At 44.2% G+C, this 26873-nt stretch carries 21 protein-coding genes; 14 read left to right on the top strand and 7 right to left on the bottom strand.

Going from position 1 to position 26873, the window contains the following annotated elements; translation table 11 throughout:
• Window positions 1-40 precede the first annotated feature (40 nt).
• From AR383_RS02815 to AR383_RS02790, 6 genes are all read left to right on the top strand, one after another.
• Window positions 41-1069 (top strand): hypothetical protein, encoded by a 1029-nt coding sequence (locus AR383_RS02815; RefSeq protein ID WP_055731759.1) that lies wholly within the window; start codon window positions 41-43, stop codon window positions 1067-1069.
• Window positions 1070-1141: 72 nt separating this feature from the next.
• Window positions 1142-1507: a hypothetical protein gene (locus AR383_RS02810; protein WP_055731758.1), complete on the top strand. Its 366-nt coding sequence runs from the start codon at window positions 1142-1144 to the stop codon at window positions 1505-1507.
• A gap of 55 nt (window positions 1508-1562) precedes the next feature.
• Window positions 1563-2045: a GNAT family N-acetyltransferase gene (locus tag AR383_RS02805; RefSeq protein ID WP_055731757.1), complete on the top strand. Its 483-nt coding sequence runs from the start codon at window positions 1563-1565 to the stop codon at window positions 2043-2045.
• 206 nt (window positions 2046-2251) lie between these two features.
• Window positions 2252-2611: a group I truncated hemoglobin gene (locus AR383_RS02800; protein ID WP_055731756.1), complete on the top strand. Its 360-nt coding sequence runs from the start codon at window positions 2252-2254 to the stop codon at window positions 2609-2611.
• A gap of 513 nt (window positions 2612-3124) precedes the next feature.
• A complete protein-coding gene (locus AR383_RS02795; RefSeq protein WP_055731755.1) occupies window positions 3125-4903 on the top strand; it encodes a P-loop domain-containing protein in 1779 nt (592 codons plus the stop codon).
• A gap of 23 nt (window positions 4904-4926) precedes the next feature.
• Window positions 4927-6066, top strand: coding sequence for a hypothetical protein (locus AR383_RS02790; RefSeq protein ID WP_157051629.1), 1140 nt, complete (start codon window positions 4927-4929; stop codon window positions 6064-6066).
• Window positions 6067-6108: 42 nt separating this feature from the next.
• On the opposite strand, the gene AR383_RS02785 is transcribed toward AR383_RS02790, so the two are convergent.
• Window positions 6109-8250, bottom strand: a complete 2142-nt coding sequence (locus AR383_RS02785; RefSeq protein WP_055731753.1) for an FAD-dependent oxidoreductase — start codon at window positions 8248-8250, stop codon at window positions 6109-6111.
• Window positions 8251-8310: 60 nt separating this feature from the next.
• Window positions 8311-8826 (bottom strand): molybdopterin-guanine dinucleotide biosynthesis protein B, encoded by a 516-nt coding sequence (gene mobB / locus AR383_RS02780; RefSeq protein WP_055731752.1) that lies wholly within the window; start codon window positions 8824-8826, stop codon window positions 8311-8313.
• A gap of 119 nt (window positions 8827-8945) precedes the next feature.
• On the opposite strand from mobB, the gene tamA reads away from it, so the two are divergent.
• The 3 genes from tamA to AR383_RS02765 all read left to right on the top strand — a co-directional run bounded on the left by tamA (window position 8946) and on the right by AR383_RS02765 (window position 15905).
• Window positions 8946-10640, top strand: coding sequence for an autotransporter assembly complex protein TamA (tamA, locus tag AR383_RS02775; RefSeq protein WP_055731751.1), 1695 nt, complete (start codon window positions 8946-8948; stop codon window positions 10638-10640).
• Entirely contained in the window at window positions 10637-14368 is a 3732-nt protein-coding gene (gene tamB / locus AR383_RS02770; RefSeq protein WP_055731750.1) for an autotransporter assembly complex protein TamB, read from the top strand. The genes tamA and tamB overlap by 4 nt, the downstream gene beginning before the upstream one ends.
• A gap of 169 nt (window positions 14369-14537) precedes the next feature.
• Window positions 14538-15905, top strand: coding sequence for a glycoside-pentoside-hexuronide (GPH):cation symporter (locus tag AR383_RS02765; RefSeq protein WP_055731749.1), 1368 nt, complete (start codon window positions 14538-14540; stop codon window positions 15903-15905).
• Between the two features lie 64 nt (window positions 15906-15969).
• Here AR383_RS02765 and AR383_RS02760 read toward each other — a convergent pair whose 3' ends face one another.
• Window positions 15970-16827 (bottom strand): tetratricopeptide repeat protein, encoded by an 858-nt coding sequence (locus AR383_RS02760; protein ID WP_055731748.1) that lies wholly within the window; start codon window positions 16825-16827, stop codon window positions 15970-15972.
• 147 nt (window positions 16828-16974) lie between these two features.
• Here AR383_RS02760 and AR383_RS02755 point away from each other — a divergent pair, with 147 nt between their 5' ends.
• Window positions 16975-17778 (top strand): response regulator, encoded by an 804-nt coding sequence (locus AR383_RS02755; protein WP_055731747.1) that lies wholly within the window; start codon window positions 16975-16977, stop codon window positions 17776-17778.
• Here AR383_RS02755 and AR383_RS02750 read toward each other — a convergent pair.
• Complete coding sequence (locus tag AR383_RS02750; RefSeq protein ID WP_055731746.1) at window positions 17775-18059, bottom strand: HlyU family transcriptional regulator; 285 nt, start codon at window positions 18057-18059, stop codon at window positions 17775-17777. The genes AR383_RS02755 and AR383_RS02750 overlap by 4 nt on opposite strands.
• A 117-nt stretch (window positions 18060-18176) precedes the next feature.
• On the opposite strand from AR383_RS02750, the gene AR383_RS02745 reads away from it, so the two are divergent.
• Window positions 18177-19643 (top strand): DNA recombination protein RmuC, encoded by a 1467-nt coding sequence (locus AR383_RS02745; protein ID WP_083481477.1) that lies wholly within the window; start codon window positions 18177-18179, stop codon window positions 19641-19643.
• Window positions 19644-19749: 106 nt separating this feature from the next.
• On the opposite strand, the gene malZ is transcribed toward AR383_RS02745, so the two are convergent.
• Complete coding sequence (gene malZ, locus AR383_RS02740; protein WP_055731745.1) at window positions 19750-21582, bottom strand: maltodextrin glucosidase; 1833 nt, start codon at window positions 21580-21582, stop codon at window positions 19750-19752.
• A gap of 250 nt (window positions 21583-21832) precedes the next feature.
• Between malZ and AR383_RS02735 the strand changes: the two genes are divergently transcribed.
• Window positions 21833-23629, top strand: coding sequence for a sensor domain-containing diguanylate cyclase (locus AR383_RS02735; protein WP_157051628.1), 1797 nt, complete (start codon window positions 21833-21835; stop codon window positions 23627-23629).
• On the opposite strand, the gene AR383_RS02730 is transcribed toward AR383_RS02735, so the two are convergent.
• Window positions 23616-24314, bottom strand: a complete 699-nt coding sequence (locus AR383_RS02730) for a pseudouridine synthase (RefSeq protein ID WP_055731743.1) — start codon at window positions 24312-24314, stop codon at window positions 23616-23618. The genes AR383_RS02735 and AR383_RS02730 overlap by 14 nt on opposite strands.
• 86 nt (window positions 24315-24400) lie before the next feature.
• On the opposite strand from AR383_RS02730, the gene AR383_RS02725 reads away from it, so the two are divergent.
• On the top strand, window positions 24401-25015 hold the full coding sequence (locus AR383_RS02725) for a single-stranded DNA-binding protein (protein ID WP_055731742.1): 615 nt from the start codon (window positions 24401-24403) through the stop codon (window positions 25013-25015).
• Here AR383_RS02725 and AR383_RS02720 read toward each other — a convergent pair.
• The gene (locus tag AR383_RS02720; protein ID WP_055731741.1) at window positions 25012-25515 is read right to left on the bottom strand and encodes a DUF3087 family protein; all 504 of its coding nucleotides are present in this window, start codon (window positions 25513-25515) and stop codon (window positions 25012-25014) included. The two genes, AR383_RS02725 and AR383_RS02720, sit on opposite strands and share 4 nt — an antisense overlap.
• Before the next feature lie 197 nt (window positions 25516-25712).
• On the opposite strand from AR383_RS02720, the gene AR383_RS02715 reads away from it, so the two are divergent.
• Window positions 25713-26873: an efflux RND transporter periplasmic adaptor subunit gene (locus AR383_RS02715; protein ID WP_055731740.1), complete on the top strand. Its 1161-nt coding sequence runs from the start codon at window positions 25713-25715 to the stop codon at window positions 26871-26873.

The following is a 26873-nucleotide window of genomic DNA, read 5'->3' as shown; positions in this document are numbered from 1 at the left end:
TCGGCTAATCATTAAGGCGCTGCTAGTAGAGAGACAATACATGGATGTAAGCAAAAAGCACTTAGCCGCCGCTGCGGCCGAAAATATCATTTCAGCTGAACAGGCAGAAGCGCTGTACCAGTACTTAAGCGAACAAGCCAAAGACACACCCAGATTCAACTTTACCCATGTGCTTTATTATTTTGGCGGGTTGATCGCCATTGGCGCAATGAGCATATTTATGACGCTGGGCTGGGAGGCCTTTGGCGGCGGCGGGATCTTGGTTATTTGCTGCATTTATGCGGCCTTGGGTTTGAAACTTAGCAGCGTTTTTGCAGCTAAGCAGCTCAATATTCCCGCCGGTATTTGCGCCACCTTTGTGGTGTGTTTAACGCCTTTGGCTGTATATGGTTTGCAAGTTTACTTAGGGCTGTGGCCCGATAATAGCGTTTATCAAGACTATCATCGTTACATTCAATGGCATTGGTTATATATGGAACTGGCCACCCTAGCAGTGGGGGCGGTGATTGCTTGGAAATATAAATATCCCTTCTTGTTTATGCCTATCGCTGCCACGCTTTGGTATATGAGTATGGATATCAGTGCCATGCTCTCGGGCGGCGATTATTCCTGGGAATTACGAAAACTGGTCTCGCTATATTCAGGACTATTAATGATTGGTTTAGCCTTTTGGGTGGACATTCGCACTCGTAAACAAGCCGATTATGCTTTTTGGATCTACCTGTTTGGGGTATTGGCGTTTTGGGGCAGTTTGTCTTCGATGCACTCCAACAGTGAGCTGTCAAAGTTCTTCTATTTGTGCATTAACCTCAGCATGATAGGTATAGGTGTATTATTAGTGCGGCGAATTTTTGTGGTATGTGGCGCACTGGGTGCTTGCAGCTACCTGGGTTATTTAGCCTTTAGCGTATTTAAAGACAGCTGGTTATTTCCGGTGGTCTTAAGCGCCATTGGCTTAGCCATCGTTTATCTTGGGGTGTTATGGCAAAAGCACGAACAAGCCATTACTCAAAAAACTCGCGCCATATTGCCTACTGCTTTACGCGAGTTATTAGAAGCAAAAGCATAGTGCTTTAGCTAATGTCTATTTTTATAGCTGCTGGTCATGCCGTTAAGTGTTTTTCAGTTTAAGAGGTAAAAAATGAAAAATGTTATTTGTCTTGTTCTGCTGTTGCTTCCTTTAATCACCAGCCCTGCTGCTTACTCACAGCAGGATACAGAGCTAAACCAATCGCCAGCACTAAGAACTGAGACTGAGCGAGCCAAGGCTAGGCTTATGGAAGCTATAAAGCAGCGAGATGAAGCCAAAAAACCAAAAAAAACCAGTCGAAAAATCAGTGAAATTATGAGCGAACAACCGTGTGCATGCGTTTTTAATAATACGAACATGTGGAATCCTGAGAAGATCCTGTGGAAGGATCAGTATTTTGTCTGTGGTCATTACCTAGAAGATGGCCGCTGTGAATATGTGAAGCCAATGCAAGCGGCCACGACTGAAAATAATTAGTAACGTAGCAAGCTTAGCCATGCTCGTTTTTTTTAAATGAAGGTAATAGATGTAAATGCCAATACAAAAGATTGTGGATGTTAACTGGCCGCAGATAGTTGAATTACAAGGGCAAGTGTATTTGTCTGTAGAGCCAGAAACGCTGCAAGTGTTGAAGAGTAAGTGGTTAAATTCACCAGACAGCTGCTTCATATATCAAGAGCAGGGCGAAGTTATCGGCTACTTGCTGGCTCATGCTTGGCATGGGCAAACCCCGCCTAAACTATTTAAGCCCTTAACAACCAACAGCCAAGCTTCGGTACTGTTTTTACATGACCTTGCCGTGGCGAAAGCAGCAGCGGGTAGAGGTATTGGCAAAAGTTTGTTTACTCACCTCCTTAAGACGGCCCTGGCTAAAGGCTACCAGCAAATTATGTTGGTAGCGGTACAAGACTCATTCCCGTTTTGGCAGAAGCAAGGATTCACAACAGTGAATCAGCCGGTTGACCCAAGTTATGGCGAAGCAGCCCAGCTAATGATTAAACCCCTTGTCGTATAAGTGAGACAAATAGAAATCTGTAGTCTCTATCTCGTATTACCACAGCCTTAAGCCCCACTGTAGGCGAGTTTGCAGCAGGCTAATGGCTAGCTGTATTCATTTGTATACCTCACCAAATCACAACTAGGCTTCTCGCCAAGTACATTTGTATGGCATTTAAGCGGGGTGAACTATCCTCATAGAGTACTTCTTTAAAGGAGGAAGATATGTCTGATTCATTGTATGTTCGTTTAGGTGGCACAGAAGGAATCACCAAGTTAGCCGGTGATTTGGTAGATATTCATCTGGCAAACCCCAAAATCTCGCCAAGGTATGCAAACAGCAATGTAGCGGCTTTAAAAAATGGCGCAGCTACGTTTTTTATTGCCGGTACCGGAGGCCCCAACGTTTACCAAGGTAAGGATATGGTGGCGACACATAAAGGTATGAATATTAGCGGTGAAGAGTTTCTTGCTGTATTAGACGATGCCTTAGAGGCGCTTAATAAAAACGATGTAGGCCAGCGAGAGAAAGAAGAGGTATTGTTCGTTCTTTATAGTATGAAGCCGGAAATAGTCAGCCTATGAGGCGATACCTAAAATGCTTGCTGCAAAGCTAATATCTCTCTCCCTTTAGCTACGCTTTGTTGAGGGGAGGCGATGTTTGCTTTGCCAAGCCTTATTCTCGCCAATGTTCAACTGTTCAATCGCTTCCCTGATAATGATTATTCACGCCGATTTACGCCAACTCTTGGCAGCAAAAAACTTAATGCAGGCTGTTATTGTTGCTCCTGCCTTTGGCTTCGCTCAAACCCTTCAGCTAAGTTGGCCAAGCAAGTCATACACTGTTGTTATTGCAAGATAAACGCACGCAGTGTGTAGGCCTTAGCTACCCAGCTCTCACAATATACACGTTTCCGGTTTTGCTGCTCGTTTATATCATACCATTCTGATAGAGTTGTTATTAATCAAGGGCTTCGCTGAGGCGAGGCTGAGTTAATAGCATTTATTAAATGCGCATGAGCATTATACAAATGTTATGCGGCTGTATAAGTATTAAACATCATTTATATGGTGAAAAATTAGCAAGGAATGCAAAGAATGAAAGAGGATATTTCTGTTCTTCTGAAAAGAGAAGAGTCCCCAACGTTAGAGTTTAAAAGGCAGTGGTATTGGGATGACTCTACGCCCAGTGAAGAGATGGCAGATAAGTGGGGGGAACTGATCAAAGATCTGGTTTCTTTAGCGAATGGGTATCTCAATAAGGTTGGTGAGCATCGCTATCTAATTTTTGGGTTTTCAGAAGAAGAGGAAAATTTATACAGCATCGCCATAGATAAAATAAAGCAGTTGAAAAACCTGAGTGCCTTCAAAAAAATGCTCTTGCAAAAGCTAGAAAATTTCACAAGGCCAGCACTTGTAGATGTTTATGTTCACCAAATATCGATTGAATCAAACACGTTGTTAGTTTTCGAAATTCCGAGTCCTGTTAATTTAATTGAATTAAAAAGACAACTCAAGACTAAGACCCGTCACCTAGACGAAGGGGCTGTTTTAATAAGAAAAGGTCAGAAAACAGATGAGGTTCGTACAGCAACGCCCTATGAAATTGAAAATCTGAAAAGTGAATTTTCTAAATATAAAGACTCCACACTTTTTAAAAAGCTAAATCCAGATGATGAATTGTCTACATCAGAGAAGTCAATTGAAAAAACAATTCAATTGTTTATTGATAAAAACTCAAGTTTTTCGTTGGCTGAAAAGTTTCCTGTTAAAGAGAGAAACTGGAAAGAAAATATAATATATGAGGTATATAGACTAGAGGATGGGTTTTCTGGTTTGAGAGAGTTTATTTACATACACGACTCTTCAAATCAAGGGAGAACTAAGGGTGAAATAAAAAAGAAAAACTTGATTAGTAACTTTTCAGTCGCAATTGTACTAATTGACCGGCCTAAGATAAAAGATGTCGAACGAAGAAAAATGAACATTAAAAGGCTATTTAACTCTGATTACGTTTACTTTATTGATGAGTTTGGTTATGAGCACTTGTACAAGGATTGTATTTTACCATTTGAAAAGTTTAATTTGCCTGTTTACGTAAACGGCCTTTACGATGAAGATGATGCTTTTGATTTGCCTGCAATAGATAGACTCAAAGACTGGTTTAATTCAGAAAACGAGCCTCTTTTCGTTGTTAGTGGACACGGAGGAATAGGTAAGACTACGTTAGCTAAACAGTTTTTAGATTCGGTGAAAGAAGAAAACCAAGAGGCCGGAATATTATTTATAGATTCAAAAGAAATTATAAGCGAGCTATCTAGAAACTTCAGTATTGATAATAAGGTTTCAGATGTCTTTGATTTTTATAAAGCATTGATGGACGCTGACGAAATTGAGGGGGCTAGATTTGACAAAGAGTCACTTCAACTATCTATTGATAATGGGAGCTTAATTGTTGTTCTTGATGGCATAGATGAAGTAATTGCTAAGCTTGGAGATAAATTTGATGTAGAGCAATTTATAACCTCAATATTTGAAGAGTACTCTTCTGGCCTACATAAAACAAAAGTACTTATTACTTGTCGAGATCATTTTTGGAATGAAGTCGGCAAGAAAATACTTCTACCCAAGATAACACTCAAAGCATTTAACGAAAACTTAGCAAATGACTTTTTTGAACAAAAACTAAAAGGTGATGTAAAAAAAGTTCAAAAGGCTATGGCTATGGCCGATGATTTGGCTATCGAAGTTTCTTCACCATCAAACGGAATTGGTAATAAAACTTACATTCCTTTTTTACTTGATATGATTGGATACTTAATTAACTCGAAAGATGTAGCCAAAAAGAACAAACCCCTTTCCAGAGTAAGTATTTAATTCCAGAAGAGCATACTGATCAATTGATTTCTCAGGTTTGCCGGCGGGAAATAATAAAATTAGAAAGTATGTCAATTGACCAGCAGATAGAGCTATTTATTAGAATATCTGCTAATAAACAGAATGGAATTAACTTATATGATATTAAACAAGAACTTATAAATATAATAAAGGATTTTGACAACTCGCTAATTGAGAAGATAAAAGGTCACCCTCTGGTTCAGTGTGAAAATAATATGATTTATTTTAGGTATGATGTTTTTGATACTTACTTTAAAGGACTTTTAGTCTATTATTTTTTTAAACAAAAAGAGTTGAGTGGGGTTGATGAGGAGCTGGTTAGGATCGTAAGTGGTTATTTAAAGTATGATAGTAGTTTTACTGAGTCTGTTGCGGAAAAGCTAATACTTGATGATGAGCTAATTATTTTTTGCATTGAGATAATTGAGGCAGTGGAAAAAATTGAAGGCGTGAATTATGAAGTTTTTGTTTCATCGGTTGTTTCATTTCTTTTGACCATTCTTCAAAAGGGAAGCGAAAGGCAATCTAATTTGAGCTCAAGAACTGATTTGTTAGAAAAACTATTCGGTGTAGACGGAAAATTAGTCGGGGTTTGTCTAGTCGACATATTTGGTTCTTCCACGTCAAAGCCAACATTTGATTTTAGGGGAAAGGAGTTGGTAGGTTGTACATTTAATAACTATGAATACTTTTGGGAATGCAATATGGATGATAAAACTGTTTTTCATGATTCTATATTTAAAGGCATAGATCCGAGAGTAGGGGTTAACTATAGGATACCAGAGGGTGTTTTTAGTAGTAGTTGCGACCTGACTGCAATACAGCATTTGTTATCAGAAAAACAACATGAATCTGAGAGTACGCAAGAAGCTATAAAATCAGAATTAGAAAAAGTTTTTAAACTCTTCTATCAGCGGGGAAATTTCTATCCGCGAAAGCAGGAAGAGGTCAGAAAAAAACTGTCTGCTGTTAAGTTGTTGCGACAGCTTTTAGATAAAGGTGTTATCAAAAACTACAAAGATCCTAAAAAACCTACAATGAAGCAATATAGAATTTGTGAAAACTACAAAACAGTAATTGACTATATCGAGCAAGGTAGTCCGTCAAGCGAATTCCAAATGTTGGTTGAAGAATTAACGTAACAAATCAAGGCCCTCAGGTGTGTATCAGCAGATACACTCACACTAACTAGCGCCGCGGCTCCAGCGAAAATACTGGCTTAAATAGTGAAGCACTTTTTGTGGAGCGTGGTTTCTTTTCCATTCTCCCGCCACATATTTGTTGGCTTCCATCATGGTGGGATAGGCGTGAATAGTGCCGAGGATCTTGTTTAAACCTAGGTTGTGTTTCATGGCTAGGCTAAATTCAGCCAGCATTTCACCTGCCTGTTCGCCGACAATGGTCGCACCGAGTATTTTGTCTTTGCCGGGCACGGTGAGAACCTTGATAAAACCTTGCTTGGCTCCATCGGTGATGGCGCGGTCTAACTCCGCTAGCTGGTAACGGCTGACTTCATAATCGATTCCCTGAGCTTTAGCTAGCTGTTCGTTTAAGCCGACTCGGGCAACCTCGGGGTGGGTATAGGTGGCGGCGGGGATCACTCGATAGTCGGCTTTAAACTTTTTTACTGCGCCAAATAGCGCATTTACTGCCGCATACCAAGCTTGGTGGGCGGCAACATGGGTAAACTGGTAGGGGCCGGCCACATCGCCCACGGCGAAAATATTGGGGTATTTGGTTTGCAAATGGGCATTTACCGCAATGGTGCCGTTGTCATTGTTTTCTATGCCTAGTTGTTCCAAGCCAAAGCCTTGGGTATTGGCCACGCGGCCCAGTGCTAAAATAAGCTTGTCAAAATACAGAGTGTGCTGCTGGCCATCTTTGTCAAGAATGACCTTGCTTCGTCCATCTTCGCGCTCAAAGGCCTGAGCCTTCCAGCCTAGAAATAGCTCTATGCCTTCTAGGCGAAATTGCTGTTCGATTAACTGGCTCACTTCATCATCTTCTCTTACCAACAAGTGCTCGGCCATTTCCACCATTGTGACGCGCGAGCCTAAGCGGGAAAAACTCTGGCTAAGTTCACAGCCAATAGGGCCGCCGCCTAATACTAAAAGCTGTTCTGGGCGCTGCTCTAATTGCCATAGAGTGTCAGAGGTTAAGTAATCTATTTCGGTCAAGCCGGGAATGGGTGGCACCGCAGGGCGAGCGCCGGTGGCTATTACAATGTTTTGGCTGGTAATGCGCTGGCCGTTCACTTCGATTTCCCAAGGGCTATGAATGTAGGCTTCGCCTTGAATACACTCAACCCCAAGTTGTTGATAACGCTCTACCGAGTCATGCGGTTCAATCTCTGCGATCACTTGTTTTACTCTTGCCATCACTTCGCCGAAGTCGGGCAGTTGGGCACTTGCCTGATAACCAAATTCGTCTGCGTGTTTAGCTTGATAAGCAAACTTGGCACAGCGAATTAAGGCCTTAGAGGGCACACAACCGGTATTTAAGCAGTCACCACCCATGCGGTGTTTTTCAATCAAGCTCACTTTGGCTTTAACCGTGGCGGCTATGTAGGCGCTAACCAAGCCACCAGCGCCGGCACCAATCACGGTTAAGTTGTTATCGAACTGCTTGGGTTTACTAAAGCCCGCGTAGACGCGTTGTCGCTTAAGCCGATTAATAAACCCCTTGCTGAAGTAGGGAAGCAGCGCCAATAAACTAAAGGCAATGATTAAGGAGGGAGATAAGATCCCCGATAGGCTGTTGAGTTTAGCCAACTCGGTGCCAGCATTCACGTAAACAATAGTGGCGGGCAGCATGCCCACTTGGCTAACCCAATAGTAGGTTTTTAAGCGTAATTGGGTGAGTGCCATCACTAAGTTGATCAGAAAAAATGGAAAGATAGGAATTAACCTCAGGCTGAATAAGTAAAAAGCGCCATCTTGGTTTATGCCTTGATTGATCTTGTGTAGTTTGTTGGCATAGCGTGTTTCGATGCTAGAGCGAAATAAATAGCGGGCGGCAATAAAGGCAAGACTTGCGCCGATAGTACTGGCGAAGGACACAATCAGTACACCCTGAGCCACGCCAAATAAGGCACCGGCCAATAGCGTCAGCAAGGCTGCGCCGGGGATCGACAGGGCTGTTGCCACGATATAAATGATAAAAAATAACAGTGCGGCCAGCAGTGGTCGTTGATCAACGTGATCTAGTAGTGCTTGCTGATGCTGCTTTATCGTATCGAAGCTAAGCCATTGGTTAAGATCAAACCACCAGAAAGCGGCTATGGCGAGGATGATAAGAACAAAAAGAGCGAGTTTGCGCAGTGACATAGTGGTTCTCTTAGTACAAGACTTAGTTAGCTAGACCGTTAACAGCATGATTTTATTTCGCTAATTACTAGCACGAATATAACTTAAAATAAATTCGGCCACCTGCGCGGTTTGGTTTAAGTTCAAATAGGGTATCGAGCAATCAATGTTCTGGTCGCTGGCAATAGCGATAATGTTGTTATCCTCGGAGTAGAGTAAAGGTTTGCCTAGTGTCGGGCGGTGAACTTCAATTTTTGCCATGTTGCTGTGGCGGTAGCCTTCTACCAAGACTAAGTCACATTGCTGCCAGTTGAGCCAATCTAGCTGTTGATTAAGCTGGTCGTGATCATCCTGTTGGCTAAAGTGATAGCGCCGATTGGGGCAAGCCAATACCACTTCGCTGGCACCTGCGCGAACAAAGCGCTGGCTATCTTTACCCGGTTTATCCAGTTCAAGCTGATGGTGGCTATGTTTAAGCACACTCACTGCCAAACCTTGTTGGCTTAACAGGGGCAATAATTGGCTAATTAAGGTGGTTTTTCCGCTACCGCTAAAGCCAGCAAAACCGATTACTGGTTTAGGCCAAGTTTGTCTCATTGACGCTTTCCTAAAGCTAATATTCTCATTTACTTAAGCTTAACGGCATAATGGGTTTTAAACTGTAAAAAAAGCTTTAAACTTAGCGTTAAAAGAGAAATACCTTAAGGATTAGTGGATTGTTTTTGCGCTGTTGGCCGATATTGCTCGCTCTGTTTACTACAACTGTGGCAGCAATCGATTTTTCTTACCAAGGCTTGACCGCTGAAGCAGAAGACAATGTGAAGGTGTATCTCGAAGCGCAAAACTTTCCCGAGCATACCAGTCGTCGCCGTATAATCAGTGCCAGCTTAGAGCAAGCTAACTTGGCGCTGCGTGCTGTAGGTTATTACCAAAGTAAAATACAGATCACCGAACAGGAAAAAGGACGTTTTCTGGTATCGGTTGATCAAGGGCGACCGCTCACCATTAGCCAGTTTAACTTTCAGTTTAACGGAGAGGCTACCCAAGATAGCCGTTTTACTAGCGCTGTAAATAAAAGTGGTTTGGCAGAAGGGGCGGTATTTAGCCATGTGGCTTACGACAAGCTCAAATCAGAATTCAATAATTTGGCTTCACGCTACGGTTATTTTGATGCGCAGTTTCATCAGGCCGAAATCAAAATTAGCATTAAACGCAACACCGCGGTGATTAACCTCAATTATGACTCTGGTGCTCGTTACCACTTTGGTGACGTGGTATTCACTAACCCTGAACTACCCAGAACTATGTTTGCTAATTTGGCGGAATTTAGCGAGAAAGACCGTTACGACTCTCAGTTAGTGGGTGAGTTTAATCAACGTTTAGGTGATACCGATTACTTTCAAGTGATATCGGTACGGCCCGACATTGAAAATCGCCATGATAACAAAATCGATATTTTAGTTGGCTTGCAATTAAAACACCGTGACATTTTTGAGGTGGGTGGGGGCATTACCACTGACGTAGGGCCAAGAGCGCGCTTTAAGTGGAATCGACCTTGGGTGAACATGCGTGGCCATAGTGTCACCTTGGAATTGGAAGGCTCCGAGCCTAAGCAAAGCGCGCAATTAGTTTATCGTATTCCAATTGCTAATCCGGTTGATGATTACCTTGACGTACAAAGTGGTTTTATTCGCGAAAAAACCAATGATACCGAGAGTGACAAAACCATTTTATCAACCACTCGGCAATGGCGCTTGGAAGGCGACTGGCAGCCCGCGATATTTTTGAAATGGCAGCATGAACGCTATAAACAGGCAGAGCAGTCATCGGTAACTGACTTGGTATTACCCGGCGCTAACTTTTCCCGCTTACGTACCCGTGGCGGTTTAGACCCTCATTGGGGCGATAACTTGCAGGCCAGTATTGAGCTTGGACACCCTTATTGGGGCTCGGATGTAGAGCTGCTGCGCTTTGCTGCTTTAGCTAAATGGCTACGTTCTTATCAAAATCACCGCTTGTTGGTGCGTGTTGATTTAGGCGGTATTTGGGTCGATAACATTACCGATGTGCCGGCATCGATGCGTTTCTTCGCCGGTGGTGACCAAAGCATTCGCGGTTATGACTATAAAACTATCGCCCCGAGGAATGATAACGGCCGGTTAATTGGCGGCAAGTTCCTCACCGTTGGCAGTTTAGAATATAACTATCAGTTCGCTGAAAAGTGGCGTTGGGCGACTTTTGTGGATGCCGGAACCGCCACTAACGATTTCTCTGAGCCGGTTTCTTTTGGTGTGGGTATGGGCATTCGCTGGTTAACCTTGATTGGCCCCTTGCGTGTCGATTTAGCCGCAGGCCTGCAAAACGAATCCGATGCTTGGCGACTGCACTTTTCTCTAGGGCCAGATTTATGATTTTTAGAGTGGTCCGTTTAACCCTAATCGCTATTAGTGCGCTGCTGCTAAGCGTAGTGTTGGCGTTGTCGTTTAGCCCAAGCACCGAGTGGATTTTGGCCAAAGTGGATCAGTGGGTGGATGGTTTAACGATTAGCCAAGCCCAAGGTAATCTCTATTCGGGGATTTCAGCTGAACAAGTGATTTGGCAGCAAACTGGCTTAAAGGTGCAGTTAGATGGGCTAAATATTAAGCTCGATTGGGTTTGTATTAGCCAAAGCCAATTGTGCGTAGAAACGCTAAGCAGCGAGGCCTTTAGTCTAGACCTAGATACCGAACAGCTGCTGGCCTACAGCAGCGAGCAAACAGAAGAGGCCGCGCCAAGCAGCGGGGTATGGTTACCGCCAGTGCCCTTTGTGTTAAAGGCTTTAAACGTGGCGAAAGCCAAGCTCGAGATCGACGGTATACTGATAAGCTGGCAGCAATTGCAGGGGCAAGCCCACTGGCAAGGCAAACTAATAAGCGTGGATTATTTAGCCTTAGACCAGTGGCAACTGGTTTTGCCTCAGTCTTCTTCACCAGCTTCGCCTGCCAGCGAGGATGAGCCGCTACTGCCATTTCAGGTAGAGCTTCCCGAGATTGTCTTACCCTATCAAATCGCGGTAGCCGATTTACGCCTTAGCCAAGGGCAAATTGAAGTGGCAGAGCAGTCTTTAGCGTTTCCTCTTGCTACTGCTAAGGCCGATGTGGGTTTTAGTGAGCTGTTTATAAAACAGCTATTCATCGACAGCCCTTGGGGTCAGTTGCAGTTATCCGGCGAGCAAGCCTTCAAGCATAATTTTGCTTCCAACTTAAGCGGTCACTGGCAGATGCCTTTGCTGGAGCAAAGCTTAAGCACGCAATTTAGTTTAAATGGCGACGGTAAGGCCTTAGAGCTATGGCTGCAATCGCAAGGAGCCGTGGCGGCAGAAGTAGACGGCCAGCTGGCGTGGCTTAAACCTAACCTGCCTTTTGATTTACGCGCAGAATTAAAGCAACCCCTAAGCCTAGTAGCAGAGCAGCTTAGCTTAGAACAACTGAATATTTTAGCCAGTGGTGATCTGTCGGCTTATCAAGCGCAAATTAATAGTGAGCTTGCGGGGGCTCAAGCTCTGCGCTTAAGCGGCGATGTACAAGGGGATTTATCTCGGTTATCGGCTTTTGCCTTAAGCGGAGAATTACTTGATGGAAAAGCTACGTCGGTAAACGATATTGATTCGGCAGAGCCAGATCATGGCATAGGGCAGTTTAAGCTAAGCGGCGCAGCCAGTTGGCAGCAGCAAGTCCAAGCACAGCTAAATGCCACTTTTAGTGACTTACAGCTAAGTCATTGGTTAGATCTGGGCGAGCAAATCAGTTTGCCTGATATTGATGGGCAAATTTCGGCGAGCTTGAACGAGCAGCAATGGCAGGTGAGTCAAGCGGCCATTCAAGGGCGTTGGTTGGGTTTACCCTTAAGTGCTAAGGCTTCAGGCGAAGGTAATTTGGCCGAGCAGCGGAATCAGGCCACACTCGAGGTTCAGTTAGCTGAGCAGCGTTTATCTGCCACCCTAGAACAGCAGCAACAGCAAATTAGTATTGATGGCCAACTAGACGCTGAACAATTAGCCGATTTGCCTTGGTTTGATAAAGGCCTAGCCCAAGCGCAAGTTAAAGTGCGTGGTACGCTCAGCCAGCCGCTTATTAATTGGCAGCTAACGGCAGAGCAATTGGATACACCGGATTTCAGCTTGGCGCAAGTAAACTCCTCGGGCAGCCTAGAGTTGGACAGCACATTCACTGGGCAGCTGCAGCTAGGATTAGCCCAATTACAGGTCGCTGGAGAGCGGATCGAGCAAGTTGATTTAGCTTATAAAAGTGCGCAGGGTAAACAAAGTCTTAGCTTAAGTGCTGAACAAGCCGAGCGCAGTTTGCATTTATCCGCGCTGGGTCAAGGTGATACGCAAAACTGGAGTGGGGTGCTGGATAAAGCCGATATTAGTGCCGAGTTAGGCCGTTGGGATTTATCGCAAGACATTGAGCTGAGCTACCAACAGGGCGTGGTGAGCGTGGGTGAGCATTGTTGGTCGCGTGATGTAAGCCAAATCTGTTTGCTACAACCCTTTACTAGCAGTGGCGATAGTGCCTTGGTACTTAGCATGCAACAGTTTAACTTTGCCGTGCTCAATTCACTAATGCCTGAAGGCACTCGGCTAGAAGGCAGTGCTTCAATGGATTTGGATGCGCAATTGCAACAATGGCAACCGCAAACAGCTACGCTCAAATTACAGTTATCGCCTGGCAGCTTGGTGCAACAAGATGAAATAGAAACCAAAGAGTTGCATTATCAAAGTTTGCTTGTAGACGCGCAATTGGCTGACAGCATGCTTAATTGGAATGCGGTGTTTGTATCAAAAGAGTTGGGCAAACTGGAGTCCAAGGGGAGCACCGCTATTGATAAAAATGGGGAAATTAATGGCGCGTTAAACATAGACCAGCTTCAGCTTAGCCCCTTATTGCCGTTTTTCCCGATCTTGGACAACATTGAAGGTGAGATTACTGGCCAAGTCTTGCTCAGTGGAGCGGTAACCAAGCCTTCTTTAGACGGAGAGATTAAACTAAGCGAAGCCTATCTTTCTGGGCCTCAGTTACCCTTAAGCATAGAGAACCTACAAACCCAACTGCGTTTTGATAATCAACAAGCCGAGCTTGAAGGGCAGTTTACCAGTGGCGGCAAAATTGCTCAGTGGCAAGGCCAGTTTGCTTGGCCCAATAATCAATTAACCGGTGAGTTAGACTTTAACGCGAGTTTGTTGCCCTTGGTGATCGACCCCTATGCCAGCTTTGCCGTTTCACCCGCGGTGAAGATTAAAATCAAACCTGATCTGATCGATGTTAGCGGTGATATCAATGTGGAAGAGGGCAGCATTAAGGTGAAACGCTTACCCGATTCGGCGATATCAGAATCCAGTGATGCCATTGTGATTGAAGAGCAAACCGAGGCCGTGGGCACGCAGCGTACCCAATTGGATATCAGAGTTAGCTTGGCAGATAAGATTACCTTAGAAGCGCTGGGCTTAAATACCCGTTTAAAAGGTTTACTCAGTTTGAAACAAGCGGCTAACGAACCCTTATTGGCAGATGGTCGAATCGAGTTAGTCGACGGTAGCTTTAGAGCCTATGGGCAAAATTTGCTGATAGAAAAAGGCTGGATCATGTTTAATGGTCCTATTGAGCAGCCTTATTTGGATTTTCAAGCGATTCGTAATCCCGACACCATCTCTGATAATGTGACTGTTGGGGTTAAGGTTATTGGTTTAGCTGACGCACCACAAGTGACCCTGTACTCTGAGCCATCAATGTCGCAAAACGAAATGCTGTCCTATCTATTACGTGGCCGCGGACTGAGTGATACCGAGCAAGATGATAACGCCTTATCTTCGATGTTACTCAGTGCCGGCATCGGTCGAACCGAAGGTATTGTAGGTAAGGTTGGCTCTACCTTAGGTTTGAATGACTTATCTTTAAGCACTGCGGGTTCGGGAAGTTCTACTCAAGTTGAAGTTAGCGCCTATGTATTGCCTGGGGTACAAGTACGTTATGGTATGGGGGTATTTGATCCAGTGAACGAGCTCACTGTTAAATACGAAATATTGCCGAAGTTATTTATTGAGGCCTTCTCTGGCTTGAATAACGCCCTAGATGTGTATTACGAGTTTTATTTAGATTAGTGGGTAAAAACCGAGCTTCTTTTTCGATTTGCATTATCAGTGTTATGTTCTGCTGTGATGATCATCACAAGAGTTAAATGTCGCAACTAACAATCAATTAAAGATAATTTTCTAGATTGGTGGCCTCGTTGACAATGGAACAAGATAATTTGTCAATTCGGAGATAACAATGAGTAGTACTCCACTTTCGGTTAAAGAAAAGGTTGCCTACGGTTTAGGTGATACCGGTTGTAATTTTGTCTGGCAAACAGTCATGCTGTTTCTAGCCTATTACTATACCGACGTTTATGGGCTCTCTCCTGTACATATGGGAACGATGTTTTTATTGGTTCGTTTCATCGACGCGATTACCGATCCATTAATGGGTGCGATGATTGACCGTACTCGAACTAAACATGGGCAATATCGTCCTTATATTTTATGGCTAGCCATTCCCTTTGGCATTGCCTGTATGTTTACTTTTTATACTCCTGATTTAGGTAGCACCGGCAAGATTATTTATGCCTATGCCTCTTACATCTTGCTGACCTTGGTCTACACCGCGATTAACGTGCCTTACTGTGCTATGGCAAATGCCTTAACCAGTGATTCTAAAGAACGTGTTTCGTTACAGTCTTATCGTTTTGCCTTGAGCACCGCCGGTGGACTTATTGTTGCTTTGGTGGCTCTTCCATTAGTTGAACTTATTGGCCAAGGTAACGAGCAAAAAGGGTATCTTGGTGCCATGGCGGTAATGGGGGGCGGCGCTATGCTGTTATTCTTTTACTGCTTCGCCAATACCAAAGAACACCACACTAGTGACTTAGCCACCACAGAGCGTCGTTCTGTACTAGAAGACTTAAAATTATTGTGGGCCAATACCCAATGGCGGGTATTATTTATACTCAATATTGTGTTGCTAACAGGTGTGGTACTAAAAGCTGCGTCTACCATGTATTACGTTAATAGCGTGATGGGACGGGCGGATTTAGCCACTATGCTGATGGTCACTACCATGTTAGCTAACATTGTTGGCGCCATGGCCTCTGGCCCCTTATTAAGTCGTTTCAACAAAATCAAAGCCTACAAAATATTGATCGGTATCTCTGGTTTGTTATCTGCACTCATGTTCTTTATCTCGCCAAGCAATATTGTTTTAATATTTGCCGCGGTCATCATTTTGAGTGTGATACAAATGAGCACTACTCCGCTGTTGTGGAGCATGATGAGTGACGTGGTGGACTATGAAAAATCTCGCAGTGGTCGCTCGTTAAGTGGCATGGTGTTTTCAACCAACTTGTTTGCAATTAAAGCGGGTATCGCTATTGGCGGCGCGATGGTGGGTTGGATTTTAGCTGGCGCAGGTTATATCGGTGGAGCGGAAGTTCAATCAAGCCATACGCTCACTTGGATTAATTTACTCTATACCTTTATTCCTGGTGTGGTGTTTGCCTCGTTAGTTTTCATCATGCATTTTTACCGTTTAGATGAAAACCACCTAAAAACAACTGAGCCGCAACTAACAGAACAGCAAAACTTCAGTTCTCAAACAGTGTAGCGTTAAGACTGGGTTCTAAGTAAAAGGCCAATGCATGTGCATTGGCCTTAGTTGTTACTGGGGTTTAGTAAAGTAAGCTGAAGTACTTACGACGGTATTGAGAAGACAGCGGGTCACCATTTAGGGTGGCCAACATATCTAAAAAGTTTTTCTTAATTTGGCCGTCTAAGGCTTCTAAGTCTTTTTGTAGTAAGGCAAACAGTAGCTCAAGTGCTTCTTGATTACGCCCCGCCTGGGAATATTGTATTGCCAAGTTTAGGCGTAGTTCTGGACTATCTTCACCTGCGGCCAGTTGTTCTTCTAGGGCTTTAATCTCAGGGCTTTCGGCGGCGGCTTGCAATAACTCTAACTGACTTTTTAACTCGTGGTATTCAGCTTGTTGCTCTTCTAAGGGTAAGCCATTTAACAGGGTTTCGGCTTCTGCAGCTTGTTGGTTGTTTAACAGCGCTTTAATTAACACCAAAATGATGTCGTTACGCTGAGGAGCCAAATTGTGCGCTTCGCGGATCACTTTTAAGGCTTCTGCCGATTGGTCTTCTGCCAGTAGCTGTTTAGCTTCGGCAAATAGTTTTTCTTCTGGTGGCGGCAGGTGGCGGCTGATCATTTCGTGCACTTGCTCTGGTGCAGGAATATCAGCAAAACCGTCCACAGGGCGACCTTCTTTCAGCACGATAACGGTGGGAGCCTGCGCTACGCCGAGTTGCTGGGCTAGCGGGGCCAATTCATCCATGTTAACTCGGGCAAGGGTAAAACTGCCGTTAAGTTGCTGATGAATATGCTGGAGCAAAGTAAATAAGGGTTCACATTGTGGGCTAGATGGCGACCAAAAGTGCACCACTACCGGTTGGCTCATTGAACCTTCAATTAAGGCTTGTTGTGCGTTTTCAAATGTAATGTCGATAACTGGCGTTGTCGGTTGCATAGCAATTTCCGTTGGTTGTTTAGACACATATTTGGTGACTAAAAGCATGTTTTTCAACTCTGAATGCTAGATTAGCAAATTAGCGATAAAAATGGGCGCTTTAACGCGTTAATATGTGGTCTTATTTTCCAGTTTTTACAGGATGTTATGGAAGCATTGTCATTAGCGGATCTAACGATCTTATTGGTTGAACCATCAAATATGCAGCGAAATATTATTCGCACGCGTTTACACGAAGCCGGTATCGATAATTTTGTGATGGCAGAAAACTGCCAACAGGCCGTGGAATTGGCGATAAAAACCGCGCCCGATCTGGTTGTGAGCTCCATGTACTTTGCCGATGGCACCGCCACCGATTTAGTTCAACAGCTTCGAGCCAACGATTTAAGCCGTGATATCGCCTTTATGTTGATTTCTAGCGAAGCTTGCCATCATACCCTAGATGCCATTAAGCAGGCCGGCGTGATTGCCATCTTACCCAAGCCCTTTGAATTTACTCATTTGCTTGGTGCTTTGCAGGCCACCATTAGTTACATCGAACCCGATCAAGATTTAATCAGTGAGATTAATGTCGCCAGTAAAAAGATTTTGGTGGTGGACGATAGCCTAACGGCTCGCCGACATATTGCGCGGGTCTTGGAAAATATTGGCGTGGCCCAAGTGTTATTTGCTGAAAATGGCCAACAAGCTTTGAATTTATTAGAACAAGATGAAGTGGATTTGGTGATTACCGACTACAACATGCCGGTTATGGACGGGGCTGCCTTGATTGAGGCGCTACGACAACACCCTCGTTTTAGTGATATTCCGGCATTAATGGTTACATCAGAGAATAACGGTGCAAAATTAGATGGAGTAAGGCAGAGCGGTGTGTCTGCCTTGGTAGATAAGCCCTTTGATATTGATGCGGTTAAACAAGTACTGGGGCGCTTATTTGAGCAAGCCGCTTAATCGAAGATTTGCTCGCCCATTTGGTCGATAAAGGTCTTGCACTTGTGCAGTGCCAGTTCTGCAGCGTCGTCGGCACTGGCACAGGTATCGGAGCGAACAAAATTGTGCTGTTTTTGTTCTCCATTCACTGTTTTGGTAATTAAGGCCGCTACCCGATATTGGCCATTGGCCGATTGTGGAGCGGGCGTAATGGTAAATTCTTGGTACTGTTCTTCTGGGTAAGTTTTCGCTTCGGCGGGAGCAACGGCAAACATCTTCTTAATTGTTGAAAATATACTCATGTTGGTGATTTTCCTAAAAGAATTGTGAAATCGTGGTAAACGGCCTCGAGCTTATCGGGTGCCTTACTGTATGATGCATAATACCCATCGAGTTAGTTAAATCACAATGGAAATCCAGTGAATATCGAGTTTATCCTGTCTCAATTTAATCAATTAACTGCCAGTCTTAGCCTTTCTCTAGTGTTTTTGCTGTTGCTGGTGGCCCTGCTTAGCAAGCTGAAACTCAATCAAGCCAAAAAAGCTCAGCAAGTACTTAGTGAACAGCTAGCAGCTCTAGAGCAAAGCTCGGCCGCAGACAAGCTTGCCCTAGAACAACTGACTCAACAAAGCCAGCAGCAAGCCATTAGCTGCGCGCAGTTAGAAACTGAATTAAGCCACCTGCAGGGCGTGCAGCAGCAATTTGAAGAGGCGCAAAAGCTACTACAGCGAGAACAACAGCGCTGCGCCTTGTTACAGCAAAAAGATCTCACATTGCAGGACAGAATCAACTATTTAGAACAATCCGAGCAGCGCGTTAATCAGCAATTTGAGTTATTAGCTAATCGCATCTTTGCTGAAAAAGGCGAGCAATTACAACAGCAAAGTAAGCAAAGTATTGAAGCGGTATTGCAACCTCTTAAACAGCAGTTAGATGGCTTTAAGCAGCAGGTGCAACAGAGCTATGAAAATGAAGCGAAGCAGCGCCACTCTTTAAAAGACCAAATCGTATCTTTACAAAAACTCAACCAACAAATGAGTGAAGATGCACTGCGCTTAACCCGTGCCTTAAAAGGCGATAATAAGCAGCAAGGGGATTGGGGCGAGCTGATTCTCGAACAGATCTTGCAATCTTCGGGTTTGCGCGAGGGTTATGAGTACCATACCCAAGTGGTAGGGGTTAACCAGCATGGCAAAACCATTAAACCTGATGTGGTGGTGAAACTACCCGATGATAAAGCTGTTATTGTTGATTCAAAAGTGAACTTGGTGGCTTATGAGCGTTACTACAACAGCGAAGATAAAGAAGCCCAGCAAGCTGCCCTAAAAGAACATGTTAGAAGCTTGCGCCAGCAAATTGTGGGTTTGGCAAAAAAGGACTATCACAGCCTCTATCAGTTAGAGTCCTTGGATTATGTGTTGTTGTTTATTCCCATCGAAGGCGCTTATTTAGCTGCGATGGAGCAAGATCCCGCCTTGATTCCCTTTGCAGTTGAGCAAAATGTATTACTGGTAAGCCCAAGTAGCTTGATGGTGGCGCTGCGCACCATTCAAAACCTATGGCGCAGTGAATACCAGCAACAAAATGCTCAAGTGATTGCCCAGCGGGCTGGTAAGTTGTTTGATAAGTTTGTGGCCTTTACTGAAGACTTACGCAGTCATGGCCAGCAGTTGCAGCGTTCAACTGAAAGCTACCAAAGCGCCATGAATAAACTCAGTACTGGCAAAGGCAATTTGGTACGCCAAGCGCAGCAGTTAAAAGAACTGCAAGTAGCCAGCAGTAAGTCTCTGGATGCTAAATTGTTAGCCGATAGTCAGCAGCACGAAGATTTGCTTGGAAACCAAGATAGCAGCTTAAGCACAGCCAAATCAGTATCAAGCCAGTGACTGAGAGCTAGGCTGTTAGATTGCTTAAATAGTCAGTCGTTGGTGGCAGGATGGAATAACTAGTGAACCGTGAAGCTGCTGGCAGCGCGCCAGCAGCTATATGGATTTAAACGCTGGTTAGAACTAATGAGGATTGTGCCGTTAAGTTCAAGCTTAAGCGGCCGTTTGTGGCTGAGTGACGCGCCTTAGACAGGGGCTCATCATACTCACATAGAGTTTGTAAGCTGCTGAGGTCGAGCTCCAGCGACTGTTCAGGACCACGGTTAACGATAACAATGCTGTGCTGCTGGCTAAGCCAGCGGCTAAATACCCAAATATCTCCCTGTTCATATAAGCTGATTAAGTCACCTTCTTGTAACTCTTTACGTTGTTTACGTAGCGCAATCAGCTGCTGGTAATGACTGAGTAATTCGCCATTCCATTGTGTTTCATCCCAAGGGAAACAGCGGCGGCAATCTGGGTCTTGGGCGCCGCTTAAACCGACTTCATCCCCATAATAAATAGACGGTACGCCGATATAAGTGAGCAATAAGGTGGCGGCAATTTTTACCAACTGGGTATTTTCGTTCACCAGATAACTAAAGCGCGGTGTATCGTGGCTATCCAGCAAGTTGTATTGGGCTAGCTGGTTGGCAAAGGGGATAGAACCTCTGGCTTCAGCCAACCATTGAGCAAAGTCTTTAGCATCGAGTTTAATGGGTACGTAACGGGGCACGTCTACTCCAGCTAGGAAGGCGACGAGCGGGTGGTTAAAACCGTAGTAGTTCATTGCGCCGTCTTCTTGTTCACCCTGTAACCATTGAGTGGCTTCGGCGAAGTGCTCGCCAATCATATAAGCCTCAGGATTGGTTTGCTTAATGGCTTTTCTAAATTCGGCAACATAGTGGGCATTGTTTTGTGCGCTATTGTGTTCGCCTAACATATGGATCACATCAAAGCGCCATGCATCAATGGCAAAGGGCTCTTTCAACCAATGCTTTAACATCGCATCGTCGCCACCATATATCACTTGTTGCACTTGAGTATTGGCAAAATTGAGTTTGGGTAGAGTGTCGATGCCTTTCCACGTCCAATAGTTTCCAGTGTTATCGAAGTGGTACCAATCTCGGTAGGGCGAGTCTTGATGATGGTAAGCGCCATCGTCGGCTTGCTGATAGTAATCCATCCAATGGTGCTGATTAGAGGTATGGTTAACCACCGCATCTAACATTAGCTTCATGCCACATTGCTTCATGCTTTTTGACAAGCTAATCAGGGCTTCATCACCACCAAATTGTGGGTCTACGCTAAAGTAGTCACTGCAATCGTACTTATGATTACTGGGTGAATTAAAGATGGGGTTTAAATAAATACCGGTAATACCAAGGTTTTGTAGGTAGCCGAGTTTTTGCTCGATCCCCGGCAAATCACCACCGTAGAACTCAGTTGCACCGGTGCCCGCATGAGATTCAGCCACTGCTTCGCCCCATTGTTTCTGGACGATTGGCCGTCCATCACTGTGATAGGCGTAGTTCTGCGCGTTGGGGGTAAGCTCTGGTTTACCATTGGCAAAACGCTCGGGAAAAATTTGATAGAAAACTTGCTGTTTTACCCAAGCCGGTGGCTGGGCTTGGTTATTCAATTTGAAGTGATAATGCTTCTGCGGGAGGCGCGGAGACTCGCCTGCTGCGTGTAAGTAGACTTGGCTGTCGTCTAGTAGCAATTTAAAGCAGTAAAGTGTGTGGTCGCAATGGGGGCTTACCGGAATCGCTTGCTGCCATTTTAACCAGTTCCCCTCAACGCTGGGTGCAGACATCTCAATCAACCACTCCTCATGATCAGGTTCTACTCGAACAAACACTTTGTTGTAGGGATGAGTGCGGGCGGTGTATAGGGTGACCAAATATTCGTCTTGTTGACGAGTAACTTGGCTTTGTGGGTGAAAACGAAATGATGACATTAACTTTCCTTACTGTTTTTCTCTCTAGTATCGTTAGCCCTTAGCTGGGATTCAAGGAAGATTTTTTAGAATTCTATTATTTGATTTAGTACTGATTTCTTGTGCTAACATGCATATTATTGGAGCAATCAAAGTCTGATTGTTTAATAATGGTTTGTATTATAAATAGTTATATCTAAGCAATTTGAATTCTTTAGTTTTTAATAAGCCGCTTTCATGGACGAAGCGAGCAACAATCTGGGCGTTGATTGTGTGCTTTATTCTTTCTATGTTAGTGGTTCATCGCTATCAAACCGTAAAAGCTCAAATCACCGAAGAAGTTGAGCTGTCTTTTAGCGGCTTTAAAACAGCTAACCGGCATCTTGTGACTTTATTGTCACAGCGTTTATCCTTGCTAACCCGCAGCCTTGGCTTATTAAACTACGTAAATAATGAAAGCGAGCTGACCTTGGTGAGCTTGGCAACAGAATGGCAGCGGATTTCCAAAGACGTCAATCTAGAAGGTGACTTTTACTATATCCACCGTGATGGGCGAGTAGATTTAGTATTAAGCCATGCCGCCGATGGTTATGAGCTAAATTGGGGCGCCTCAGTTAATCCTGCTGTTATCGATTATTTAAAAAGCGTTAATTGGCGTGGTGAAGGGGAAATTTCTAGCCAAGTGGTGGAAGACGCCTCCACAGGGGAAAACCTCTACATTATTTTCATTCCGGTGTTCGATAAGTGGTCCAAATTAGTAGGCTGGATGGTGAATGAATATAACCAAACTGCGATTAACAATAGCGTTCACTTTGTTGGCCAGCAAAAGCTGGTCGAACGAGCCCTGGTCATCAGTTCTGATGGCTTGATTATTGAAGGTGATAACAGTCAGGCTACGGGAGAAAAACTGGAACATTTAGTCGGTAAGCTTAGCTACTCTGCCTTAGGTAATTATTTTTCTAGAGGGCAATTCGCCAAACAGCATAGCCCAGTTAGCCTAAGTGACGGTTTGTTATTTTCTAATGTGTTTAAGCACGATCTAGAAGCGCCAAGTTTTGCCTTTCTATTTATCTCGTATAAGGATTTAGCTAAAGACAGCAAATACTGGTTGGTATTTATTGGCGGAGTGGGGCTAATAGCCATTGTTGCCTGTTTTGTTACCGCTTACTTAACTGAAGCGATCCGTCGAGAAAAGGCCATCGTTGAAGAGTTAAATGCGCTACGAGATGCCGCGTTTGAAGGCGAGTTCTCGCAGGTGATTACCGACAAGCAAGGCATTGTGTTACAGGTAAACCGGTATTTGGCTCAGCGCTCCGGCTTAAGCGTGGAGGAAATGATTGGCCATAACATTGCGTCTTTTGGTGAATTAGAGCCGCCTTTTAGCACCATGATAGAACATGCCCAGCAACATGGTAGTTGGTTGGGCGAAGTGTCGATTACCGATGCTAGCGGTAGAGTGACAATACAACAGATGACCGTCACGGCCGTATATTGGCAAGATAAAATTAGAAGCTTTGTTTGTTCGGGTATTGATATAAGTGCGCAGAAGTCTTTAGAGAAAAAATTACAGCGACTGGCGAATACCGATCCTCTTACTGGTGCGGCTAATCGTCGCCACTTTGAGCATCTAGTTCATTTAGAACAAAGCCGCAGTGACCGCAATGGGGCACCATTTTCCTTGTTGATGTTTGACGTTGACCACTTTAAAAAGCTCAACGACCAACATGGTCATGATGTGGGCGACTTGTGTTTGATCCGCTTGGTAGAAAAAGTCAATCAACTGAAGCGGGAAATCGACATTCTTGCGCGCTGGGGCGGAGAAGAATTTATTTTACTGTTACCGGAAACCTCAGTAGAACAAGCGGTTAACTTGGCCGAGCGACTGCGTTTAGGTTTTGAACAAGATACAGTTAGTCCACATTTCACCTGTAGTTTTGGCCTAACTGAAAGCCGTAAAGATGTCAGCTTCTCACGTTTATATAAGCAAGCTGACGAAGCTCTTTATCTGGCAAAAGAAAGAGGCCGTAATCGCGTAGAGCTGTACGTTCACGCCACTAAAAGTAGCTGATCTCTTCCAGACTTAATGGGCGATATTCTCCGGCGGCCAATTGGCCATCCAATTCAATCTCGCCAATTTTTTCGCGATGCAGTGCCAGCACTTTATTACCTACAGCGGCGCACATTCGTTTAACTTGATGGTAGCGACCTTCGCTAATCCGAAGCACAATTAACCGTTCGTTGAGTTGCTCAACCTCGGCCGCTTTAGTGGGTTTCTGCTCACCGCGTAACATCAGACCATCACGTAATTGTTGTAGCTCTGCTTCAAAGATCGGCTCGGCCAGTGTCACTCGGTATTGTTTCACTTTATTGGCTCTGGGGCTGGTTACGCGATGTGACCACTGTCCGTCGCTGGTAATAAGCAATAAGCCAGTGGTGTCCACATCTAAACGACCAGCAGCATGCAATTGATGTGGGCTATTAGGTAACAGCGATAAAGCGCTGGGGTGGTTGGCCTCGGCCTCTGTGCTTAAATAGCCCTGAGGTTTGTTGAGCATGTAATATACATGCTGCTGAGCGCTAAGGGCCTGTTGGTCGAGAAAAACATGATCGTCAGCCTGAACTGGCGTTTGGCCATTTGTTACTAGGCTTTGGTTTATTTTTACTCGCTTAGCCTTAATGACTTTTTTAGCTTCACTACGAGGAAGGCCTAGCGCCTTGGAAATGAATTTGTCTATTCGACAAGGGTATTTCATAATAATCGTGCTTGTTTGACGAGAGCTTAATAATGGCGCTTAGTGTACGCTAATCGTGGTTCTAATGCCTTAAAAGGAGAGATTAATTGCAAGTTGTTTGTCGCTCTGATGTTGAGCTCTTAGGAAACATCGTTACTAAAGAATTTACCTTGCGTTATTTTAGCGATGGTACGGCGATCACCCAACTTGAGGTGATAGTGAAGAAGAAAACTAAAGCCAGTAATAAAGAGCAGGTAGAGGTCTTTCAGCTGTGTGCTCGTGGCGAACAAGCGGAGCGAATTAAACGCTATGCTAAAACCGGAGATGGCGTTGTCATTAAAGCGCAACTTAAAACTCAGAAAGATCCTGCCGGAAAAATTCTTAGTGCCTTAGAAATAGAACACATTAATTTTGTTGGCGCGCCTAGCCAGCTGTATTGGAATAGAATTAGCTTGGTCGGTGAAATTGTCGCTAAAAGCCGTTTACGTAAGAGCGTGAATAATCAGGATTATATTAAACTTCAGTTGCTTACAGACGCAAAAGATGCAAGCCATCGCGTTAACTGTAATCTTTGGGCCTATCCTGCTCAACTGATCGATAAAGATGCCCAAATCGGCGATAAACTGGCAGTAGAAGGGTCTTTAAAAAGCGCCTTTGCCGATGATCAACAGGTGTCGCCGATACTGGTTGATGGGCACACCTGTTTACGTATTGAGTGTTAATACTTAGCTAACATTTCCGAGCGATAACGGTTTTCGTCCACCTCAATGCCGAGCTTTTCTGCTTGCTCGGCCAGTTTGTGTTCGCTGCGGTTAAGCTCGTTTAACATCAAGGTATTGTCGTCTAATTGCCAAATTTGACGGCTACCCACATAACTAAATTTCACTATTACAAAGGCGTCGGCTTCTCCTCGGTTCATGGCTTGAACTAAGTGACGCATTTTGCGGTTAATTTTGTTTAGCTCTCGCTTTAAACGCCATACGTAAATCACCTCGGCAAACCAAGCTTTATTTTTACAGTAGTTGACAATGGGTAGCACGCTGAGCAGGGCAGCTATAACCCCGAGTAAGTTAAAAATAAAATTATTTTCACTGTTGGAGAACAGTGCGATAAATAGCGTTGACCAAGCTAGCGTGAAGATAATTAACAGTCCACATAAAGCAAGGTAACTGTTTCTTGAGCGGGTTTGGTAGGTGCTTTTATCTATGTTTTGTAGTTGCATGTTGCTCTCGCCTTTTAAGTGCGGCTCATGTTAACAAAATGATCGTTACTTTGTAATCCATAACTTATATAAGGAAAAAGTAAGTGTTTGTTTCATATTCAAAAAAATCCAACTAAAAAGGCTTGATTAGTTTTCAATCACCCTAGTTGAGACTATATTGATTAAGTGGAAATAGTTTTTAAATACAAGGAAAGTTTATGATTACGGCCCCGCTTGTAACTCGTATGGCAACCGTTTTAGGCCTGTCTATTAGTGCATTGTTACTGCTTAGTGGATGTGATAACGCGCCACCCGCAGCCCCCGAAGTCAAAGTAAACGTAAAAGTGCTTGAAGTGGTTAAGAAAGAAGTACAGCCAAACCGTGAGTTTGTTGGACGTACCGAAGCGACCCAAGACATAACCATTAAATCAAAGGTACGCGGTAACCTACTTAAAACAAACTTCGAAGAAGGCAGCGTAGTGCAGGAAGGCGATCTCTTGTTTGAGATTGACCCCGCTCAATATGATGCGGCACTGAAAGCGGCTCAAGCAACGGTATCTCAAGCTAAAGCCGCTTATGATACGGCCGTTCTTAACTTCAAGCGGGGAGAAGGCTTAATTAAAGACAATTTTATTAGCCAATCTGATTACGACAATCTTTTGTCTCGGCAGTTGCAAACCGCTGCTTCTTTAGAAAGTGCCCAAGCCAACCTAGAGAATGCCAAATTGGAATTGGGTTATACCAAAATATATGCACCGTTTACTGGGCGTATTAGTCGAGCAGCCGTTTTCAAAGGTGATCTGATCATTCCCGACCAAACAGAATTGGCGAATTTGGTTCAAATGGAACCTGTTTGGGTTAATTTTCAGGTACCTGAAAAAGTATTGGTAACAGCTCAACGAATAGACAAAGTTGATGGCGAGTTTGATCTACAAGATTTTCCGGTAAAAATTCGTTTTCCCGATGGTTCGATGTTTGATGAAGTCGGCAAGATGAATTTTATCAATAACCGGGTGGACGCAACCACTGGAACCTTGGCGCTCCGTGCAGAGTTTCCCAACACGCAGCACATGTTGGTACCGGGTTTGTATGTCACGGTGATCATTGAATCTCCTAGCTCAGAGCAGGTTATGCTGGTCCCTCAGCGAGCAGTACAAGAAGATCAGCAAGGTCGATATGTTTTGGTCGTAAACCAACAAAACACTGTTGAACGAGTCACGGTTACTCTTGGCCAGCGTTACGGTGTTGACTGGCAGGTTGAATCAGGTTTAACCGAAGGGAGTTTAGTGATTACCGAGGGCCTACAAAAAGTGCGGATTGGCGCGGTGGTAGATTACGAAATGGATACCATTCAACCATTTAGCGAACCTCAATCCTAA

It is taken from the genome of Agarivorans gilvus (assembly GCF_001420915.1).
Classification (GTDB): domain Bacteria; phylum Pseudomonadota; class Gammaproteobacteria; order Enterobacterales; family Celerinatantimonadaceae; genus Agarivorans; species Agarivorans gilvus.
The sequence above is the reverse complement of the archived record's forward strand: the minus strand, read 5'-3'. Positions and strand labels throughout refer to the sequence as shown.